Annotated in this window: 19 protein-coding genes and 3 tRNA genes; 1 reads left to right on the top strand and 21 read right to left on the bottom strand. The window is 44.1% G+C overall.

Annotated features, from left to right (window positions below; genetic code table 11):
- Positions 1-5: 5 nt before the first annotated feature.
- The 14 genes from BMY09_RS12580 to BMY09_RS12515 form a co-directional block, all read right to left on the bottom strand.
- The gene (locus tag BMY09_RS12580) at positions 6-425 is read right to left on the bottom strand and encodes a hypothetical protein (protein WP_091358727.1); all 420 of its coding nucleotides are present in this window, start codon (positions 423-425) and stop codon (positions 6-8) included.
- A gap of 116 nt (positions 426-541) precedes the next feature.
- A complete protein-coding gene (locus tag BMY09_RS12575) occupies positions 542-811 on the bottom strand; it encodes a hypothetical protein (protein ID WP_091358724.1) in 270 nt (89 codons plus the stop codon).
- Positions 812-889: 78 nt separating this feature from the next.
- Positions 890-1,216: a hypothetical protein gene (locus BMY09_RS12570; RefSeq protein WP_139203186.1), complete on the bottom strand. Its 327-nt coding sequence runs from the start codon at positions 1,214-1,216 to the stop codon at positions 890-892.
- 101 nt (positions 1,217-1,317) lie between these two features.
- On the bottom strand, positions 1,318-1,572 hold the full coding sequence (locus BMY09_RS12565; RefSeq protein WP_091358719.1) for a CPCC family cysteine-rich protein: 255 nt from the start codon (positions 1,570-1,572) through the stop codon (positions 1,318-1,320).
- A gap of 121 nt (positions 1,573-1,693) precedes the next feature.
- Positions 1,694-2,104 carry a hypothetical protein gene (locus BMY09_RS12560; RefSeq protein ID WP_175483530.1) on the bottom strand — a complete coding sequence of 137 codons (411 nt, stop codon included), beginning with the start codon at positions 2,102-2,104 and terminating at the stop codon, positions 1,694-1,696.
- Between the two features lie 91 nt (positions 2,105-2,195).
- Positions 2,196-2,591, bottom strand: coding sequence for a hypothetical protein (locus BMY09_RS12555; protein WP_091358714.1), 396 nt, complete (start codon positions 2,589-2,591; stop codon positions 2,196-2,198).
- A 112-nt stretch (positions 2,592-2,703) separates the two neighbouring features.
- Complete coding sequence (locus BMY09_RS12550) at positions 2,704-2,949, bottom strand: hypothetical protein (protein WP_091358711.1); 246 nt, start codon at positions 2,947-2,949, stop codon at positions 2,704-2,706.
- 127 nt (positions 2,950-3,076) lie between these two features.
- On the bottom strand, positions 3,077-3,808 hold the full coding sequence (locus tag BMY09_RS12545) for a DUF1963 domain-containing protein (protein WP_091358710.1): 732 nt from the start codon (positions 3,806-3,808) through the stop codon (positions 3,077-3,079).
- Positions 3,809-3,923: 115 nt separating this feature from the next.
- Entirely contained in the window at positions 3,924-4,574 is a 651-nt protein-coding gene (locus BMY09_RS12540; protein WP_091358707.1) for an SMI1/KNR4 family protein, read from the bottom strand.
- Positions 4,575-4,666: 92 nt separating this feature from the next.
- Complete coding sequence (locus tag BMY09_RS12535) at positions 4,667-5,212, bottom strand: hypothetical protein (protein WP_091358706.1); 546 nt, start codon at positions 5,210-5,212, stop codon at positions 4,667-4,669.
- An 81-nt stretch (positions 5,213-5,293) separates the two neighbouring features.
- Positions 5,294-5,944, bottom strand: a complete 651-nt coding sequence (locus BMY09_RS12530) for an HNH endonuclease (protein WP_091358703.1) — start codon at positions 5,942-5,944, stop codon at positions 5,294-5,296.
- A complete protein-coding gene (locus BMY09_RS12525) occupies positions 5,931-7,322 on the bottom strand; it encodes an AAA family ATPase (RefSeq protein WP_175483529.1) in 1,392 nt (463 codons plus the stop codon). The genes BMY09_RS12530 and BMY09_RS12525 overlap by 14 nt, the downstream gene beginning before the upstream one ends.
- A 155-nt stretch (positions 7,323-7,477) precedes the next feature.
- Complete coding sequence (locus BMY09_RS12520; protein ID WP_091358700.1) at positions 7,478-7,897, bottom strand: hypothetical protein; 420 nt, start codon at positions 7,895-7,897, stop codon at positions 7,478-7,480.
- Positions 7,898-7,973: 76 nt separating this feature from the next.
- Entirely contained in the window at positions 7,974-9,263 is a 1,290-nt protein-coding gene (locus BMY09_RS12515) for a PIN domain-containing protein (RefSeq protein ID WP_091358698.1), read from the bottom strand.
- 343 nt (positions 9,264-9,606) lie between these two features.
- Between BMY09_RS12515 and BMY09_RS12510 the strand changes: the two genes are divergently transcribed.
- The gene (locus BMY09_RS12510) at positions 9,607-10,593 is read left to right on the top strand and encodes an integron integrase (RefSeq protein ID WP_091358696.1); all 987 of its coding nucleotides are present in this window, start codon (positions 9,607-9,609) and stop codon (positions 10,591-10,593) included.
- Between the two features lie 523 nt (positions 10,594-11,116).
- On the opposite strand, the gene BMY09_RS12505 is transcribed toward BMY09_RS12510, so the two are convergent.
- The 7 genes from BMY09_RS12505 to BMY09_RS12475 all read right to left on the bottom strand — a co-directional run bounded on the left by BMY09_RS12505 (position 11,117) and on the right by BMY09_RS12475 (position 16,116).
- Entirely contained in the window at positions 11,117-11,842 is a 726-nt protein-coding gene (locus tag BMY09_RS12505) for a YebC/PmpR family DNA-binding transcriptional regulator (RefSeq protein ID WP_091358693.1), read from the bottom strand.
- A gap of 170 nt (positions 11,843-12,012) precedes the next feature.
- Positions 12,013-13,308, bottom strand: a complete 1,296-nt coding sequence (gene clpX, locus BMY09_RS12500; protein WP_091358691.1) for an ATP-dependent protease ATP-binding subunit ClpX — start codon at positions 13,306-13,308, stop codon at positions 12,013-12,015.
- A 166-nt stretch (positions 13,309-13,474) separates the two neighbouring features.
- Positions 13,475-14,095: an ATP-dependent Clp endopeptidase proteolytic subunit ClpP gene (clpP, locus tag BMY09_RS12495; RefSeq protein WP_091358689.1), complete on the bottom strand. Its 621-nt coding sequence runs from the start codon at positions 14,093-14,095 to the stop codon at positions 13,475-13,477.
- Positions 14,096-14,210: 115 nt separating this feature from the next.
- Positions 14,211-15,545 carry a trigger factor gene (gene tig / locus BMY09_RS12490; protein WP_091358687.1) on the bottom strand — a complete coding sequence of 445 codons (1,335 nt, stop codon included), beginning with the start codon at positions 15,543-15,545 and terminating at the stop codon, positions 14,211-14,213.
- A 245-nt stretch (positions 15,546-15,790) separates the two neighbouring features.
- Positions 15,791-15,866: transfer RNA gene (locus BMY09_RS12485), tRNA-His, on the bottom strand.
- Positions 15,867-15,893: 27 nt separating this feature from the next.
- Positions 15,894-15,978 (bottom strand) — tRNA-Leu (locus BMY09_RS12480).
- Positions 15,979-16,040: 62 nt separating this feature from the next.
- Positions 16,041-16,116, bottom strand: a tRNA-His gene (locus BMY09_RS12475).
- Positions 16,117-16,147: the final 31 nt, after the last annotated feature.

Genomic DNA, 16,147 nt, shown 5'->3' with positions numbered 1-16,147 from the left:
ACGCCTCAATCAGCCGACGCGTTAGCGGTCGGCTGCATTGATTTGTTAGAGCTGCACTCCATAGTAGTTTCGTAAGATAATGGCGTATAGCCACAATATTTTTCCATGAGCTGCAAAAACTCTTTCATTTCTATAAGCGAAGCATTGGTCTCTTCACAGCTAGGAGCAGCGTGCATTTGCATAAAGTAAAGCTCCATTTGGTTTCTGTAGTTTGGCATTACCGAGAACAAATACTTACCGCTTTCATTGCTGGATATTGATAGTTGATTTTCGTTTCCGGGCTCAGCTCTAAGGTTGATGGAAGCAATATTGTTATATACACATTCCCAACCGCCTTCATATGCTGGTTTCACTGGCAAACGCAAACCATGGAGGGTATCGCACCCGGCAATTAAAATCAGTGTGAAAAGTAGTATGTATTTCATAGGAGCTCTAACGCCTTGCACACGGGCCGAAGTGTAGGCGCGAAGCGCCGAAACGGAGGTCCGAGCCCAGCTTGCTGGGCTGCTTTGCGTGCTGCAACTTGTTATGTTTTTGCGATTTACTCACCTTTGGCACCCCTTACAGCTTTAATCACCAGTGCTGATACAACGGAAACAACTAGCCCTGTGAAGAAGTAGATTGCCAGTAGTGCAGGAGTAACCACCATATACTGCTCATGATAGTTTTCATCATTACAGAGCCCTGACTTAGGATCGATACCCCCCCCCATATCCAAACATGCATCAGTGACTATGAAATCATGAATTAGGTAGATTGCAATTAACCCTAGAGCAATGCTTAAAATGATATCAGTGATTTTTATGCTCATAGCTTCCCTGAAACATAACGCTGAGCTAAAGGGCGCCAATGGAGCGCAGCGGAATTGGCGTCCATTTTGAGCGTTGTGTTATGCATTTGATGCCTCAACTGATAACGACATCAAACGACTCCACCGCTCAGTAAGCGCCTGAAAGACTGCCTCCGCAAATTCATCGGTTTCATGTTCATAGACCGGCTCAGGCCACCAGTCATTGAAGCAACCATTGCCTCCAAGTGGAATATTCTTATATTCCTCAATAGCCATATTTATCTTCTTTTCTGCGAGTGCATTTTTGCACGCTTCTAAATGAACCATCCTAGGATCTTTGTAGTTGTGCTCTTGGCAAAACTTTAGAAGCGCATTTGTTGCCTTTAACTGAACCTCTAGCCACGCAGTTGGTGAACTCTGTTTCATATACTTTTTACGCATAACGCCCGCAACACAGGCGAGGAGCGAAGCAACGAAGTCCAGCCAGCTTGCTGGCGAATGTGTTTGCGCTTGTTAGGGGTTTGTATTTAACCATTGCTCTTCTCCTCCTCAGCAGGGGGGCGAACATATTGAAGCATTTCTTTATTTATAGCCCCAAACTCTTTGTAATTTGATCGTGCTTGATTAAGGCTTTCTTTGTTTGCTCCACCAGAAAAGTTCGGATCATCATATTGCACATTATCATCTTCCCAGTAACAAACAGGACACACATAAAAAGAACCAGGGAAAATATCATCTCCTGGCAGTGTTCTATTTTCGCAACAAGGACACTGGTGATTCATTTACTTTTCTTTTATCCCCTAACGCCCAGCTAAGCCGCCGAAACGGAGTTGATTGTTTTGTGCGAGCGTAGCGAAAAAGCACAAAACGAGCAACGCAGTGGAGGTCGGTTTGAGCTGTTTGTTAAATGGCATTGTTTGATATCACCACGCCGCCAAACGCTTTTACAAGCTCAGTAGTTGCATCAATACCACCACTTGGCCATGCGAGCTGTTCAAATACTATTTGACCGCTACCGTCTGCATCTATTTCGATTGATTTAAACTCTAGCTCTGCCGATTCCAATGCATCGAACCAAGAGCCAAAATCCCATGGCAATTCGATGTTTGGATTCGACTTCCATTTTGCCAACATCTCATCTGCTTCTTCCTTTGTAGGATTAACAAAATGGCTATTCACTTTATCACCCATGATCTCTCTCAATTTGGCCTCATCAAAAGAGCCGTCCGATTTCGACTGCGCAATGTATTCGAATGCAGCTCTTAAAAGAGAGCCTTCAGAATTCTTAATCTCTTTGAATTTTATCTCTGACATTTGGATTGCCATTTAACGCCCGGCACAGCGGCAGTTTTGGAGCGACGAAGGAGCGGAAAAACTGTCCGACTGCTGCCGCTTGTTATGTGCCTCACTGTAAATTAATTTCATTTCTGGCTGACTTTATAATCTCTATATTTTTATCAAAGGGAAATTCAATTTTATGTTTTTCCCAGCGTTTTTTAGATAAATCTAATGCCTGCTCGATTGAATCAAGGAAGAAATTTGCAGAGACAATATAATCATCTGTTTCGGCGATGTCTTCTGGAACAGCAACTTGAATCATGAAGCCTTGTTCTTTTGATGAAAATCTACCAGTTCTTAAACCGGTGTGTTTTGGCTTCATGAGACTACCAGGAAAATGGAATACTACATTTAAAAAAGGCTTGGATTCATTACCTGAAAAATAACTCCAAATTTTTTTAAATGATTCATCACAAGGGAGGGTTTCAGGGCCACCCATCACAGCTCCAATCGATATCGTCATAATCTTCCTTTATTGCACATAACGCTCAAAGCAGCGGCGCGCGTTAGCGCGTCCAGCCCGAAGGGCGATGCTGCCTTTGCTTGTTATGAGTTGTTGCTGGCAATGAAAGTAATTATTTGTTTGCACCAATTATTGCCTCAATTTCAGTTTTAAGCCTGCTAATTAAAGCCCTTTCCGAATCAGTATCTTCAATAGCCCCTTGACGCTCTGCGGCGTATTGCAAACGCTGCCTAGCTATTTCCATCTTTTCTAGGATTTCTTCGGCTGATTTCGGTATCGGATTTATCCATGGCATAACCGTGTAAAAATTCTCAGCACCTTCTAGGGATAGCCTTCTGATCAATTCTACAGAGTTCATATTATTTTTGACTCATAACGCCGTGGTCACGGGACCAATGTAGTGGAACAAACATGTGGTAAAGAGAGCGCAGCGAACCAAATGTTTGTGGAACGTAATTGGTTCCCGTGCACCACATTGTTAGCCATTAGTGGCACTGTAACTCGAGCTGGAACTGGTTTTTATGTTCTGGACAACGAAAGAAGTAAACCAGCCCAACATCTCCCCACATAATATTGGCTTCATTTTCTGAATCTATCTGGGCGTAAAATATCATTTGTGAATTGCATTCAGGACAGACAGGTCCAGCTTCACCTTGAACAAAACGAGGATAACCACCTAAAAGCGTTGCATAGTCATTTAAGCACCCAGCTCTCTCTACAGCTTCCTCATACTCTTCCCAAGGCGAATCATCATTGATCTTGCAACATAGATCACTTAGTTCATCGGATGCAGAATCAAGACCTTCCCAGTCAGGGAGAACTTCAACTGGAGAGGTTATTACCTTACAAGGCGTGGGCGCGAACTCATCATTCGAAGCTCGCGCTATGTTTACAATTTTGCTACTTGAAGGCTCATCGTACAGCCTTACCAACCATTGACCCTTTTCTTCATCGCCGAGGCCCCATGGAAAGCACTCATTGCAATAATAGAAAACGAAGAGCTGCTGTTCTATTTCATCGTGAATTTGGTTAATAAAAGTTAGCTCTTTCTTACAGGTTGGGCACGAGGGCCAAGTGTCTCCTGCCTCAGCGTAGGGCGATCCACCAAACTTAGTGTGGCAGGAAGCAGCTAAAGCTGCGTCATTAGCTCTTGGTTCTAGTTTTATTGCCTTTTTAACCAAAGGTTTTAACAAGCTATCCAGTTTTTCTTTACTCATATCTCTCCCTGGTATTGGCTAACGCCCGGCTCACCGAGCAAATTTTTGATGGCGGCTTTTGTGCGTATTTTTGCACAAAAGGTGACAGCGAAAATTTGTCCGGTGCAGCCGTTTGTTATGCCTTGATTCCAAGGACTTCTCTAAGTCTAATAGCATTGGCACAATTTCCGTTTATGTGTTTTTTGCCGTTTTCAATAAATGGCAGTTGTTGCCAATCTTCACCGCCAACGCAACCTACGAGGCTACTTTCAAAAACGAAGTCTTTGAAGTTTTTTGCTAGCTCGACTCCGTGCCCATCACCATCATCATGGCTTAAATAGACAACAGGTTCCGCTTCAGGGGAAGACAAATCAATTGCCAAATAATCGCCGTTTCCTACCTCATGAAACGCAAGCTTGTTGTGCCAAACAACATCATATGGGTCTTCTTTGTTTGGAAAACACTCTTCGACCCAACCATTCTTAGATTCATTGAAATCATAGAGCCAATCTAGTGACCAATGCCTGTCACCCGAGAAAATCTCCGACAATTCGCCTTCGAGCTCAAATTTATCAGGAAGAAACCAGCGGTACTCAACTTTTCTTGAGAAGTTAAGCAGAACCTCTTTCAGCGACTTAGGCAAAGGAAAACCTAGCTTTTCCTCTAAGGCAGCAATCTCTTTTTCAGTTGCTGGTTCTTCTATAGTGAAGGCTTGGATATCACCTCCGATAGCTTTTACTGCATTGGCGAAGGTTTTCCAGTTGTCTATGATTTCGCTATATTCCATGATTCACTCTTCTGAGGCATAACGCCTACATTTGCGGCTGGTTTGGAGCGCAGCGGAAAACCGGTCCGCCAACATGTACTTGTTAGGCAATTTCATTCACTCCACTTGGCCTTAATGTGTTTTCCCGAGCCTTTTCCAAAGCTCTTTCGATCGAGCATTTTGGCTTTAAACTCGAAGTCTTTGCTGATTTTCACAATTAGAAGTTTGCTGAAATTACCGGCCCGCTTAACTAGCACAGAATTGTCGGTCTTAAATGGGCTAATTGTTTTTATTTCGACAAAATCATTTCCTAATTTGCCGTCGGAGCCTTGTGTATACGGTTTATGTCTTTTGATTCCGTATTTCGCTTCACCATATAGCTCGCCAAGCTCTCCATAAATTGGCAGATGCCGACCTGTTACTTCGAAGTAATTTCGGGCGCTTTCAATCAATTCACCTAGCAACTCCCAAAGCTCTAGAGTTGTTGGGTTCTTTGGCCCACTATCAGAATCCCAGCCCGCTTCATCGTCAATAAACTCTTCGATGTTATCCCAATCGCCATGCTCCCAAGGGTTATATCCACAAGCAGCAGCATCCGCTATCTGCTCTGGGCTATAGCCCTCATTATGCATGTCGTGCAGAAAGTCCCAGTCGCTCATATGTTCCTCTTGCCTAACGCCTCGCCTCATCGGGCGAGCGGTAGCGAGTTCCGATGCAGGCGCTTGTTAGCACATAACTCGTCACAAATTAAATAGCATATCTCGTAGCCTGTTCAATATCCCCGCTTTTTGCAGTGTACTCTGAGAACCAATGTATTCGTTCATTTGGCCAACCAATTCCTCATCATTAACAAATTCGTCATCCACGCCGAACTCATGAAAGTAACGGTTTAACTTACAAGCACCAATGGTAAATGCACCTTTTGCGCTTCTATCGATATATACACGACCTTTTTTCAAGATGTGCTCATCATAATTATCAAACAATGGATGGACTATTTTGAAAGCACCTGAAGATCTCGGGTATAGATTAACGTTACCCGAAAACGTATCAACCGCTTCATTCATAACCTCTTGATTTCTTTTAATTTCATTGCAATCAGCACAGATAACACAAAGGTTTTTTGGTTCAAACATAAAAGATAAATACAAAGACTTGGGAGCTATATGCTCAACATGAGCGTTGCTTGCAGATCTTAGAGATACATCACCTTTACAATAAGCGCAAATTCCCCTCTGTTCGGTTCTGTAAAAACTTCTAATTTTACTGCGAATAGGCAATAATTCGTTTGCACCCCAGTCCGAATGAGAGAAAGTATCTAATTGACGTTTACTTTCGATGAGTGCGTTATCATCTCCGCTGAAACAAATTATATTATTAATAAGAGGCATAGTGTTTAACTATCTCCTCTACCGCTTTAACAAGTTCTAAGGTTGGATCATCGCGGCTAATTGCGTTACATAATGCCAACAATTTATCCAACTCCTGAACCTCATTCTTACCAGCCGCTTTCCTACTCTTTATTTTGGATAGCAGAGAAAATGCCAGCCTAGTTATATATTCATTTCTTGAGCCTGGGGCATCAAAAAGTTCTGCTAACTGAAAATCAGAAGATCTATCATTGAAATACGACGATGGGAATATTTCGTTCTTTGTTAACGAAGTTACAAAACAATTTTTCCCCTCTAACTGAGAAACTATCTGAGGCGAATGTGTTGCAATAAAGAACTGACAAGATCGATATTGAGAAAATGTTCTGATTAATAAAGACATAAACTCTTCTTGCCACTTTGGATGCAGACTAATCTCAGGCTCATCTATAAATATCAATGAAGAATCATTTATATGCCCGGCAATACCCAACATCATAACCAGCATACATTGTTCCCCAGAGCTGGCGCGACGCAAAGACATATCACCATACTCTCTCTTATGTAACTTCATATCCATAAGACGAATCAAATCATAATTTAGAAGAATATTAATAGACTCTAAAAACCCAATATTGTGGAAGACTTCCTTATTAATACTAAATGCTTCACCATGATAAAAATCTATATCAACTGATATCGCTTTTTCATAAATAAAGAGATCACCCAAGTCATCTAATGCCTTTCTTATTTCGTAGACATCCTTTTCATTTACTTCGTTTAAACTTTCCAAGGCTCTCGGTCCAACTTCGATACCAAGATCTTTGAGCCATGCAATCTCGAAGCTATTTATTTCTGAACTTATTCTATCTACTTTAATTGAGTGCTTATCTAATCTGAAATTCGGTTTAAATATGAGCCGCGCTTCTGGAAGAAACCCTAAAGTGTGGAATACATCTTTTAGCCTGTCATAACCTTCGTTTTTGAGAAACCTTTCCAGTATTCCCTTTGTGGCAGAAGATATTAGCGAAATCGATGAGATCCCATAGGGCCCGCCAGATCTCATTCCAATATATCTATAATTTGTTCTAACAACAGATTCTTTTATTCGATTCTTCGGCGGCAACTTAAATTTATCAAATGGGCTTGTTGATACAGCAATGACACGACGTTCGTTTCTGTTATATGAATCAAAGTCATTGAGGTATTCATAACCTTGAGGTGCTTGGTCAGTTCTCACAAATTCACTAACCATGTTTGATAGCAAACGACTTTTACCTACACCATTCTTTCCTACGATGACAGTAAAAGTGTTCTCATAGTAATCGCTCTCATACGGGATAGTTAAGGGAACCATCCTTTTCTCGTGCTTGAACTCCGTTATTGGAGAAATATCCATTGTATTCTTTCTCATCGCTAAATGTATGGATCACATAGGGTGCTAACGCCCCAATCACCGGGCCAGCGGACTGGAGCAATTTTTGTGGTAAAATGGAGCGTAGCGACACCACAAATAATTGCGCAACGTAGCCTGGCTCCGCGTGCATTGGATTGTTATACATTTGCCGCCTTTTTGGGCTGATTTTGTAGAAACAAAACCAAGTTCCTAACAGAAGTAACCTGGTTGAAATATGGATTCCGTTCTGGGTTACCTGTTTCAATACCCATTCTATCTGCTACAGCCCAATATATATCATCTAAGTCATCAGGGTCTAAATTATAGGTTTCAGCAAACAAATCATCAGATGAGATTGGAAAAGGTTTACCATCATACTCACCCAAGTAAGACTGAACTTCATTCCACACTTCGCGCATGATCTTCGTATCGGTATTTCGGTAATCGAAAGATCTAGCGTAAGCGCAAATATTCGGACCTCCACGCTCACGAGCTATTTTACGCATTCTATAGTAGTCAAACACCATATAGAGTGATCCGACAGCAACAAGAAAAAGAATCAAGTACAGTGCTACCATTTCTCACCTATGTATAACGCCCGCGTAATAGGCGCGAGCTTGCGAGCGTCCTTATTGACGCGTTTGTTATATTTTTTCAGGCTAAACTCTTTGCGAGAGTTTCAAGATCATCAACGACGGCTGTCAGCCCCAGTGGGTTAGTCGGATGTTCATACATGTGCATCACATGACTACTCCTGTTGTCTAAGACAGCCTTCGGCAATCTACGCTCAAGCTCATCTCTGATTAGTATGGCGTCAATCTTATGTTTAGAATCGTAAAAACTCATTAATCTTCTAGTGGGTTCTCGGTCCAGTTCGTTAAATTTATTCCACGCCAAACTCTTTTCTTCCTCAGAAGTAGACATACGCACTGCCTCCATTCTTTTCATAGATAGCTGATCGCTGTGTATCCTTTCTTGAGCAATCATTTCTCTAAGTTCACTTACGATATCCAAAGCAAGTTCGCGTAGCTCCATATTACTCAACCTACTATGCTTGGTCGCAATACTTGTAGTTGACTCCGAAGATCTAACAGCTTCGATTACCTCTTCTTCGGCGCCAAAAAGCTTCAACAGACTAGATAAGCTAATCATGTGAAAAGATTTACCTTTAGACTTTTCCCTGTACTCATCAACGAGCTCGAATCTTGGGTATAGTGGCTTTTTGCCACTCTTATGCCACCAGTCCTGTTTTTCATCTCCGGTTACAAAGACGAGGTGACAAGCTTTTTCCTCGGCAAGCTTTAGTATTTCGTACCAGATTAATAGATCACCAGCTTGGTTCTCCTCTTTTCCACTATCCTTGTATCCTGGGGGAATGCGTAAAGTGTTTCTGCGCTCCAAATCTTTTGCAACCACATCATCTTTTATAAATCTATCATCAAGGACTCTATCTTTTAAAACCTCGTGATACATTTGGCTTACAGGATCATCCCATCCCCACGTTTGAATTACTTTTATAGTTTTCTTAATCTCGTCATTGTATTTTGATATTTGCGCCTTAAGATTTTCTTCCTGCTCTTCTAGCGATTTAAACTCGTCAAGCTCACTAAGCAAGGGATGCGCACCAACAAACTGGTAATTTTGATTTAGCTTCTTTTGTAGTGACTCGTTCATGTCAGAAAGCTTTTTGGCTCTATTATCTAAAAACTCTCTAACCGCTTGAGCCGGCAAAAACAGTTTGTCACTAGCAACTAAGGTTTCATAGATCTTCTTTATAGCGGCTAGACTTTTAACTCCCGTTGTAAATGGAAGCAATAGAACATTTGTATCAACTACAAAAAGAGAATCTTCCTTTATGTCTTCAACAGACTGAAGTTTAAAAGTGAACGCATCTGCTGGGCTTATGAATACGCTTCTTTTTCTGAACCTTAAGTCTTCTTCCAATGTAGGATTCTCCTAGAAATATAACAGTAAATTATAGTGCCCTTTGGCACTATAACTCCCAGGCACTATAATTCTGGAAATTCGATAGACCAAAATTCACATTTATTTTATATATCAGCAGGTTAGCAATAATCACGAAAGGCAGTTTACAGAATTATAGTGCCTGTAGAGGCTGCATCCATGCCAATAACATTGGCCTGATCATAATACCTCTTTCAGTTAAATCAAAGAGTTAGTTCAATATTTTCAGTGTTCAAGGGAAAGGGGGTCCCCTGAATTGGGATAATTGACATATAAGCACCCGCACACTACTGTATATAAAAACAGTAAAAGAGATTCTGTCATGGATGACATTAGACACAAGATACCCAACAAGCCCACTCGCTTTATGGTGCAGCTTCGCCAACATATCCGCATAAATGGCCTGGCCTATCGAACTGAACAAACGTATGTTCACTGGATCAAACGGTTCATCTACTTTCACAACAAACAACATCCCAAAGATATGGATGCAATACATATTGAAGCATTTTTAAATGACCTTGCTATCAATAAACATTGCTCTGTAAGCACACAAAAAATCGCATTAAATGCCCTGATGTACCTATACCGTAAGTTTCTGGCTGTTGAAGTATCTCATCTTAGTTTCTCCCCGGCTCGCACTCATCGGAGGTTGCCCGTTGTCTATAGCAGAGCAGAAGTCTCTTCTATTCTTTCAAACCTAAAAGGGGTTCACAGGCTTCAGGTAGAACTGATGTATGGCACAGGTTTACGTAGCGCCGAACTACTGTCTCTCAGAGTTAAGGATATAGACTTCGAAAGTAACAATATTTTTGTCCGCGCTGGCAAGGGAGATAAAGACAGAACAACGATGCTACCCCAAAGACTCATCCCAGCACTTAAAAATCAGATAACAGAAGTTGAGCATCTCCATCAATCGGATATTGCCCAGGGATTTGGAGAGGTTTATATGCCTTACGCTCTCGACAGAAAATACCCGGGCGCGGCCAGAGAAACAGCATGGCAGTATCTCTTTCCTTCAAGCCAAATTGGCCGTGATCCTCGCACAGGAATTCTTCGGCGTCATCATCTTCACCCTTCCGCATTACGAAAGCAGGTAACTCGGGCTGTCAAAGCAGCAGGGATTAACAAACCAGCTAAAACCCATAGCTTTCGACACAGTTTTGCAACTCACCTCTTAGAGTCAGGCTATGATATTCGCACAATTCAGGTATTGCTGGGCCATTCCGATGTAACAACTACCCAAATTTATACTCATGTAGTAAATCGTGGAGGAAACGGCGTCATCAGCCCATCAGACAGGCTATAAAAACTTAAATTAAGAATACAGAACAGGCATATTCTCATTAAAGGGTTCAAAGCCCTTTATTTCGTCAATAGTTATCTTCGACATACCTGTTCTACAGTTCCAGACACGCATTAAAAAGGTTCTTCGCGTGTTATGGAGAAGGATGTAGAAAGTGTTGATAACTTTCCGGTTTAAGTCTGGTAAGTGCGCTCTCCAGATATGTAAAATCTCTGCCAAGCGATCTTTTGTAGGCAGTAAAAGCTGAGCTCCTGACGTTGTAGGATACGGCTCCATAACCGGTGGGCGGAGGTCTTGAAAAGTATAAGGAAATGTATCCAAAGGTCACACAGAAGACACGGAGTAACACTATTTATAAGGATTTCTCTGTGCTCTCCGTGTCCTCTGTGGTGAGTTTCTTTCAGGCTGTTGTATCGCTCCACAGAATATCAAATATGCTGGCATCCTTTCCCGATAAAGCGCGATGAATCTAAAAAAAGCCGATGCTTCCGCACCGGCCTTTTATTAACTGATCAGCTACGTCTGACTACTCATCAGCCATCTCAACGTTATGGTAGATATCCTGAACATCTTCCACATCGTTGAGCAGCTCAAGGAACTTCTCAAACTGCTCAAGGTCTTCACCCGCCAGCTCGGTATAAGTCTGTGGGATGAAGGTAATCTCCTCCACTTCCATTTCCAGATCCGGGTACGCTTCAGTCAGAGCCGTTTTAGTTTTGAAGAAGTCAGTATGGGGCGCGTAGACGGTGATGTTGCCATCTTCACTCTCGATTTCAGCCACATCAACATCTGCTTCCATCAGCAACTCAAGGATCTCATCCTCGTCGTCATGGGGAAATACAAACACGGCACGGTGATCAAACATATGTGCAACGGTGCCCTGACCGCCCAGTTTTGCTTTACCCTTATTGAAAGCAACACGGACATCACCAAAAGTGCGGTTATTGTTATCGGTAAGACAATCAGCGATGACCATGCATCCGCCTGGGCCAAAACCCTCGTAGCGCGTAGGAACGAAATCCTCTCCTCCACCGCCTGCGGCTTTATCAATCGCCTTTTCGATAACATGCGCCGGCACCTGATCTTTTTTCGCTTTCTCGATAATACGACGCAGCGACAGGTTACCCTCAGGATCTACGCCACCATTTTTAGCGACAACATAGATCTCCTTACCATATTTAGCATACAGTTTGGATTTAGCTCCCTGAGTCTTAGCCATGGAAGCCTTACGAACTTCAAACTTTCTTCCCATTGGAAAATCTCTTTCTTACATTAAGACAGGGGCTCATTTTAATCGCTCGCCCGTCTAAGCTCTAGTGTGTGAATCCTGATTGTTAACAAATAGATCAGTTAACAGGGGATTAGTTGATCAGGATACAAAAAACGCGCCGTGGGCGCGTCTTTACATATCACTGAATAAACTCAGTCTTCGGCAGCCGCTTTCGGTGCTTCGAGATTTTCATAGATAAGGATCGGGTCGGACTCGCCGTTGATCACGCCCTCATCAATAACAACCTTGGAGATTCCCTTCTGAGATGGCAGGCTGTACATAATGTCCAGCAAGTTCTCTTCCAGAATGGAGCGCAGCCCCCGGGCACCGGTCTTTCTTTCAAGCGCCTTGGTCGCAACGGCTTTCAGCGCATCTTCGCGGAAATCCAGATCAGCGCCTTCCATACCGAACAGCGCTGAATATTGCTTCGTCAGCGAGTTTTTCGGCTCGGTCAGAATCTGAATCAGGGCATCCTCATCCAGCTCAGTCAGCGTCGCTATCATTGGCAGACGTCCGACAAACTCAGGGATCAGACCATACTTCACCAGATCTTCAGACTCCAGGTCGGCCAGCACATCGGTAATCTTGCGGGTCTCTTCCTTACTGACAACGGCCGCATTGAAGCCGATTGAGCTCTTTTCACTACGGTGTTTGATCACCTGATCCAGACCAGCAAATGCGCCACCACAGATAAACAGGATATTGGAGGTATCAACCTGCAAAAACTCCTGCTGTGGATGCTTACGACCACCCTGAGGCGGTACTGAAGCCACGGTGCCTTCAATCAGTTTCAGCAAGGCCTGCTGAACCCCTTCACCACTGACATCGCGGGTGATAGATGGGTTATCTGATTTGCGGGAGATCTTATCGATCTCATCGATGTAGACAATACCCAGCTGGGCTTTCTCGACATCGTAATCACACTTTTGCAGCAACTTCTGAATGATGTTCTCAACATCTTCACCCACATAACCAGCTTCGGTCAGTGTTGTTGCATCGGCAATGGTGAACGGCACGTTCAGCATTCTTGCCAGCGTCTGAGCCAGCAGGGTTTTACCGCTACCGGTTGGGCCGATCAGCAGGATATTACTCTTACCCAGCTCAACATCGGTATCACCGGCGGTTTGCTGGAAACGCAGACGCTTGTAGTGATTGTATACCGCAACGGAGAGTACTTTCTTGGCCCGTTCCTGACCGATTACGTACGCATCCAGATTGTCTTTAATTTCAGCCGGAGTCGGCAGGCGATCGCCCTCTTCCTGGGCTTCTTCCGCGTCCTGAATCTCCTCTTTGATGATATCGTTACACAGATCAACACATTCATCACAGATAAATACAGACGGGCCTGCAATCAGTTTCTTAACTTCGTCCTGGCTTTTTCCACAGAAAGAGCAATACAGCAACTTGCTGTCATCGCTTCCTCCCTGTCCGTTGATATCGTCCGACATTCAACTACCTCTGTTTGTCCCGGCCATGCCCGGCCCGGACTTTTGATTTCTTTCGTGTGCCACGCACATTATAGCGGATAATGTGCACCGCTTTGAATCAAACTTCAAGTGCGGTGCTATCACGACAGGCAATACGGGACTGCTAACTGTCCCGATCACAGCCGTATTAACGGCTGCTCAGCACCTGATCGACCAGACCGTAAGCAACCGCCTGTTCGGGAGACATAAAGTTATCCCGGTCGGTATCCTTACTGATGGTCGCCATATCCTGACCGGTGTGATGAGACATAATGGTGTTCAATTTATCACGAATCGTCAGGATTTCCTGAGTGTGGATCTCGATATCCGTAGCCTGCCCCTGATAACCGCCCAAAGGCTGGTGAATCATCATCCGCGAATGCGGCAGACAATAACGCTTACCTGCGGCACCACCGGTCAGCAACAGAGCGCCCATACTGGCCGCCTGACCGATACACATAGTGCTTACATCGGGCTTGATGAACTGCATAGTGTCATAGATAGACAATCCTGCAGTGACTGAACCACCCGGTGAGTTGATATACAGGTGAATATCTTTATCCGGGTTTTCCGATTCAAGAAACAGTAACTGAGCAACCACCAGGTTAGCCATATGGTCTTCCACCTGACCCACCATGAAGATAACCCGCTCTTTGAGCAATCGAGAGTAGATGTCGTAAGAACGCTCACCACGGGCTGTCTGTTCAACAACCATGGGTACCAGACCGCTATTAGTAATTACTGTAGGGCCATTATAAAAATCCGACATTTGAATTCTCTCCTAATCCTTAACAAACACGCTTAGCGCACGTCCAGAAAAAAAAACGGCAGCCGACCTAAGCCGACAACCGTTCTTTTATAAACGCAATTAAGACGAAGGGCAATTACGCCTCTTCTGATTCTTCTTCTGCTGCGGGTGCAGCAGGCTTGATTGCGTCTTCATAGCTCAGCTCGGTTTCGCTTACCTTAGCAGAATCCAGCAGCAGATCCATCACCTGATCTTCCAGAACCAGATTGTTAATCTGATTCAGCATCTCCTGGTTGCTGTAGTACCAGTCGATCACCTGCTGAGGCTCCTGATAAGTCGCAGCCAGCTCTTCAACAGTGGTGCGGACACGATCTTCGTCAACCTTCAGTTCGTTTGCTTTGATCACTTCAGCGACCAGCAAACCAACCTTAACACGCTTTTCAGCCTGTTCTGCAAACATCTCTTTAGGCAGCATGTTAGGATCGATATTGGCATTCTCGCCACCAAACTGCTGGATAGCCTGACGACGCATTGCATCGATCTCGCCATCAATCAGGGCAGCAGGTACATCAATGGCGTTGATCTCTACCAGCTTACCGAATACTGCTTCTTTCAGCTTGGATTTCAGCGCCTGAGTCAGTTCGCGCTCCATGTTCTTGCGCACTTCAACTTTGAAGCTGTCAACGGTCTTCTCTTCGATACCAAACTTAGCAAAGAACTCTTCGTTCAGTTCTGGCAGCACCTGAGCAGAAACCTTGTTCACTTTAACGTTGAACTTAGCATCTTTACCTTTCAGGTTTTCAGCGTGGTATTCCTCAGGGAAAGTAACATTAACCTCTTTCTCGTCACCCACCTTAGCGCCTTCCAGCTGGGCCTCGAAACCAGGAATCATCGTGTTGGAACCCAGCACCAGATCCATACCGGTTGCGGTGCCGCCATCGAAAGCCTCACCATCGATAAAACCTTCGAAGTCGATGTTCAGCTGGTCGCCTTCAGCCGCAGCTTTATCAGCCTCTTCAAAAGCAGCTTGCTGCTTCTGCAGAGTTTCAATCATCTGATCCAGATCAGCATCTTTAACCTCAGCGGAGTTTTTAATAATCTCAACGCTGGAGAAGTCAGCCAGAGCGATCTCCGGGTATACTTCAAACGTAGCTGTGTATGAGAAATCCTCACCCTCTTTGTCGTTTTTAAATTCGACATTCGGGCCACCGGCAGGGGTCAGGTTTTCCTGCTGAATCGCTTCATAAAAGCTCTGCTGCACAACTTCCCCGATCACTTCCTGACGGATGCCCTGGCCGTAGCGTTTTTTAACCACTTTAACCGGCACTTTACCAGGACGGAAACCGTCCAGACGAACAGTACGGGCTGTCTGCTGAACACGCTTAGCTACATCGCCGTCTACACGATCAGCAGGTACGACAACAGTCAGCTGACGCTCAAGACCAGTAGTGGTTTCTACGGATACTTGCATGGAATTCCTCACAAAATTATTTGTATCGTTACAAATCTGAAAATTGACCCGCTGCTTACCCTCATGCTTCAGCACAAAGCCCGTAACAACAGGTGCCAGAATTTCTAAAGGCGGAAATTGTCCGGGAAGCGGCACTATTAGTCAAGTGAAAAGCGTTGAATATCAACGTACACAGAACAAACTGCTAACAGATTGAAATAGTTTTAAATACAGGAAAGAAAACAGGAATAGATAAACAGGGGAAATGGGGTGGACGATGGGGCTTGAACCCACGACCGCCGGAATCACAATCCGGAGCTCTACCAACTGAGCTACGCCCACCACAGGCATATTGATTGAGAAAGTCATTGGTGCGAGTGGGGAGACTCGAACTCCCACACCGTAAGATACTGGTACCTAAAACCAGCGCGTCTACCAATTCCGCCACACTCGCAAAACTTTCTTTTGCCATCTGTTTTCTGGTATCAGCGTACCATGAATCCGATGACTCTGTATTGGGGTGGACGATGGGGCTTGAACCCACGACCGCCGGAATCACAATCCGGAGCTCTACCAACTGAGCTACGCCCACCATTGCAATACAGCTTTCTGTCAGACCTTTT

The organism is Amphritea atlantica (genome assembly GCF_900111095.1).
GTDB classification, from domain to species: domain Bacteria; phylum Pseudomonadota; class Gammaproteobacteria; order Pseudomonadales; family Balneatricaceae; genus Amphritea; species Amphritea atlantica.
This window is presented reverse-complemented; position numbering and strand designations above follow the sequence as displayed.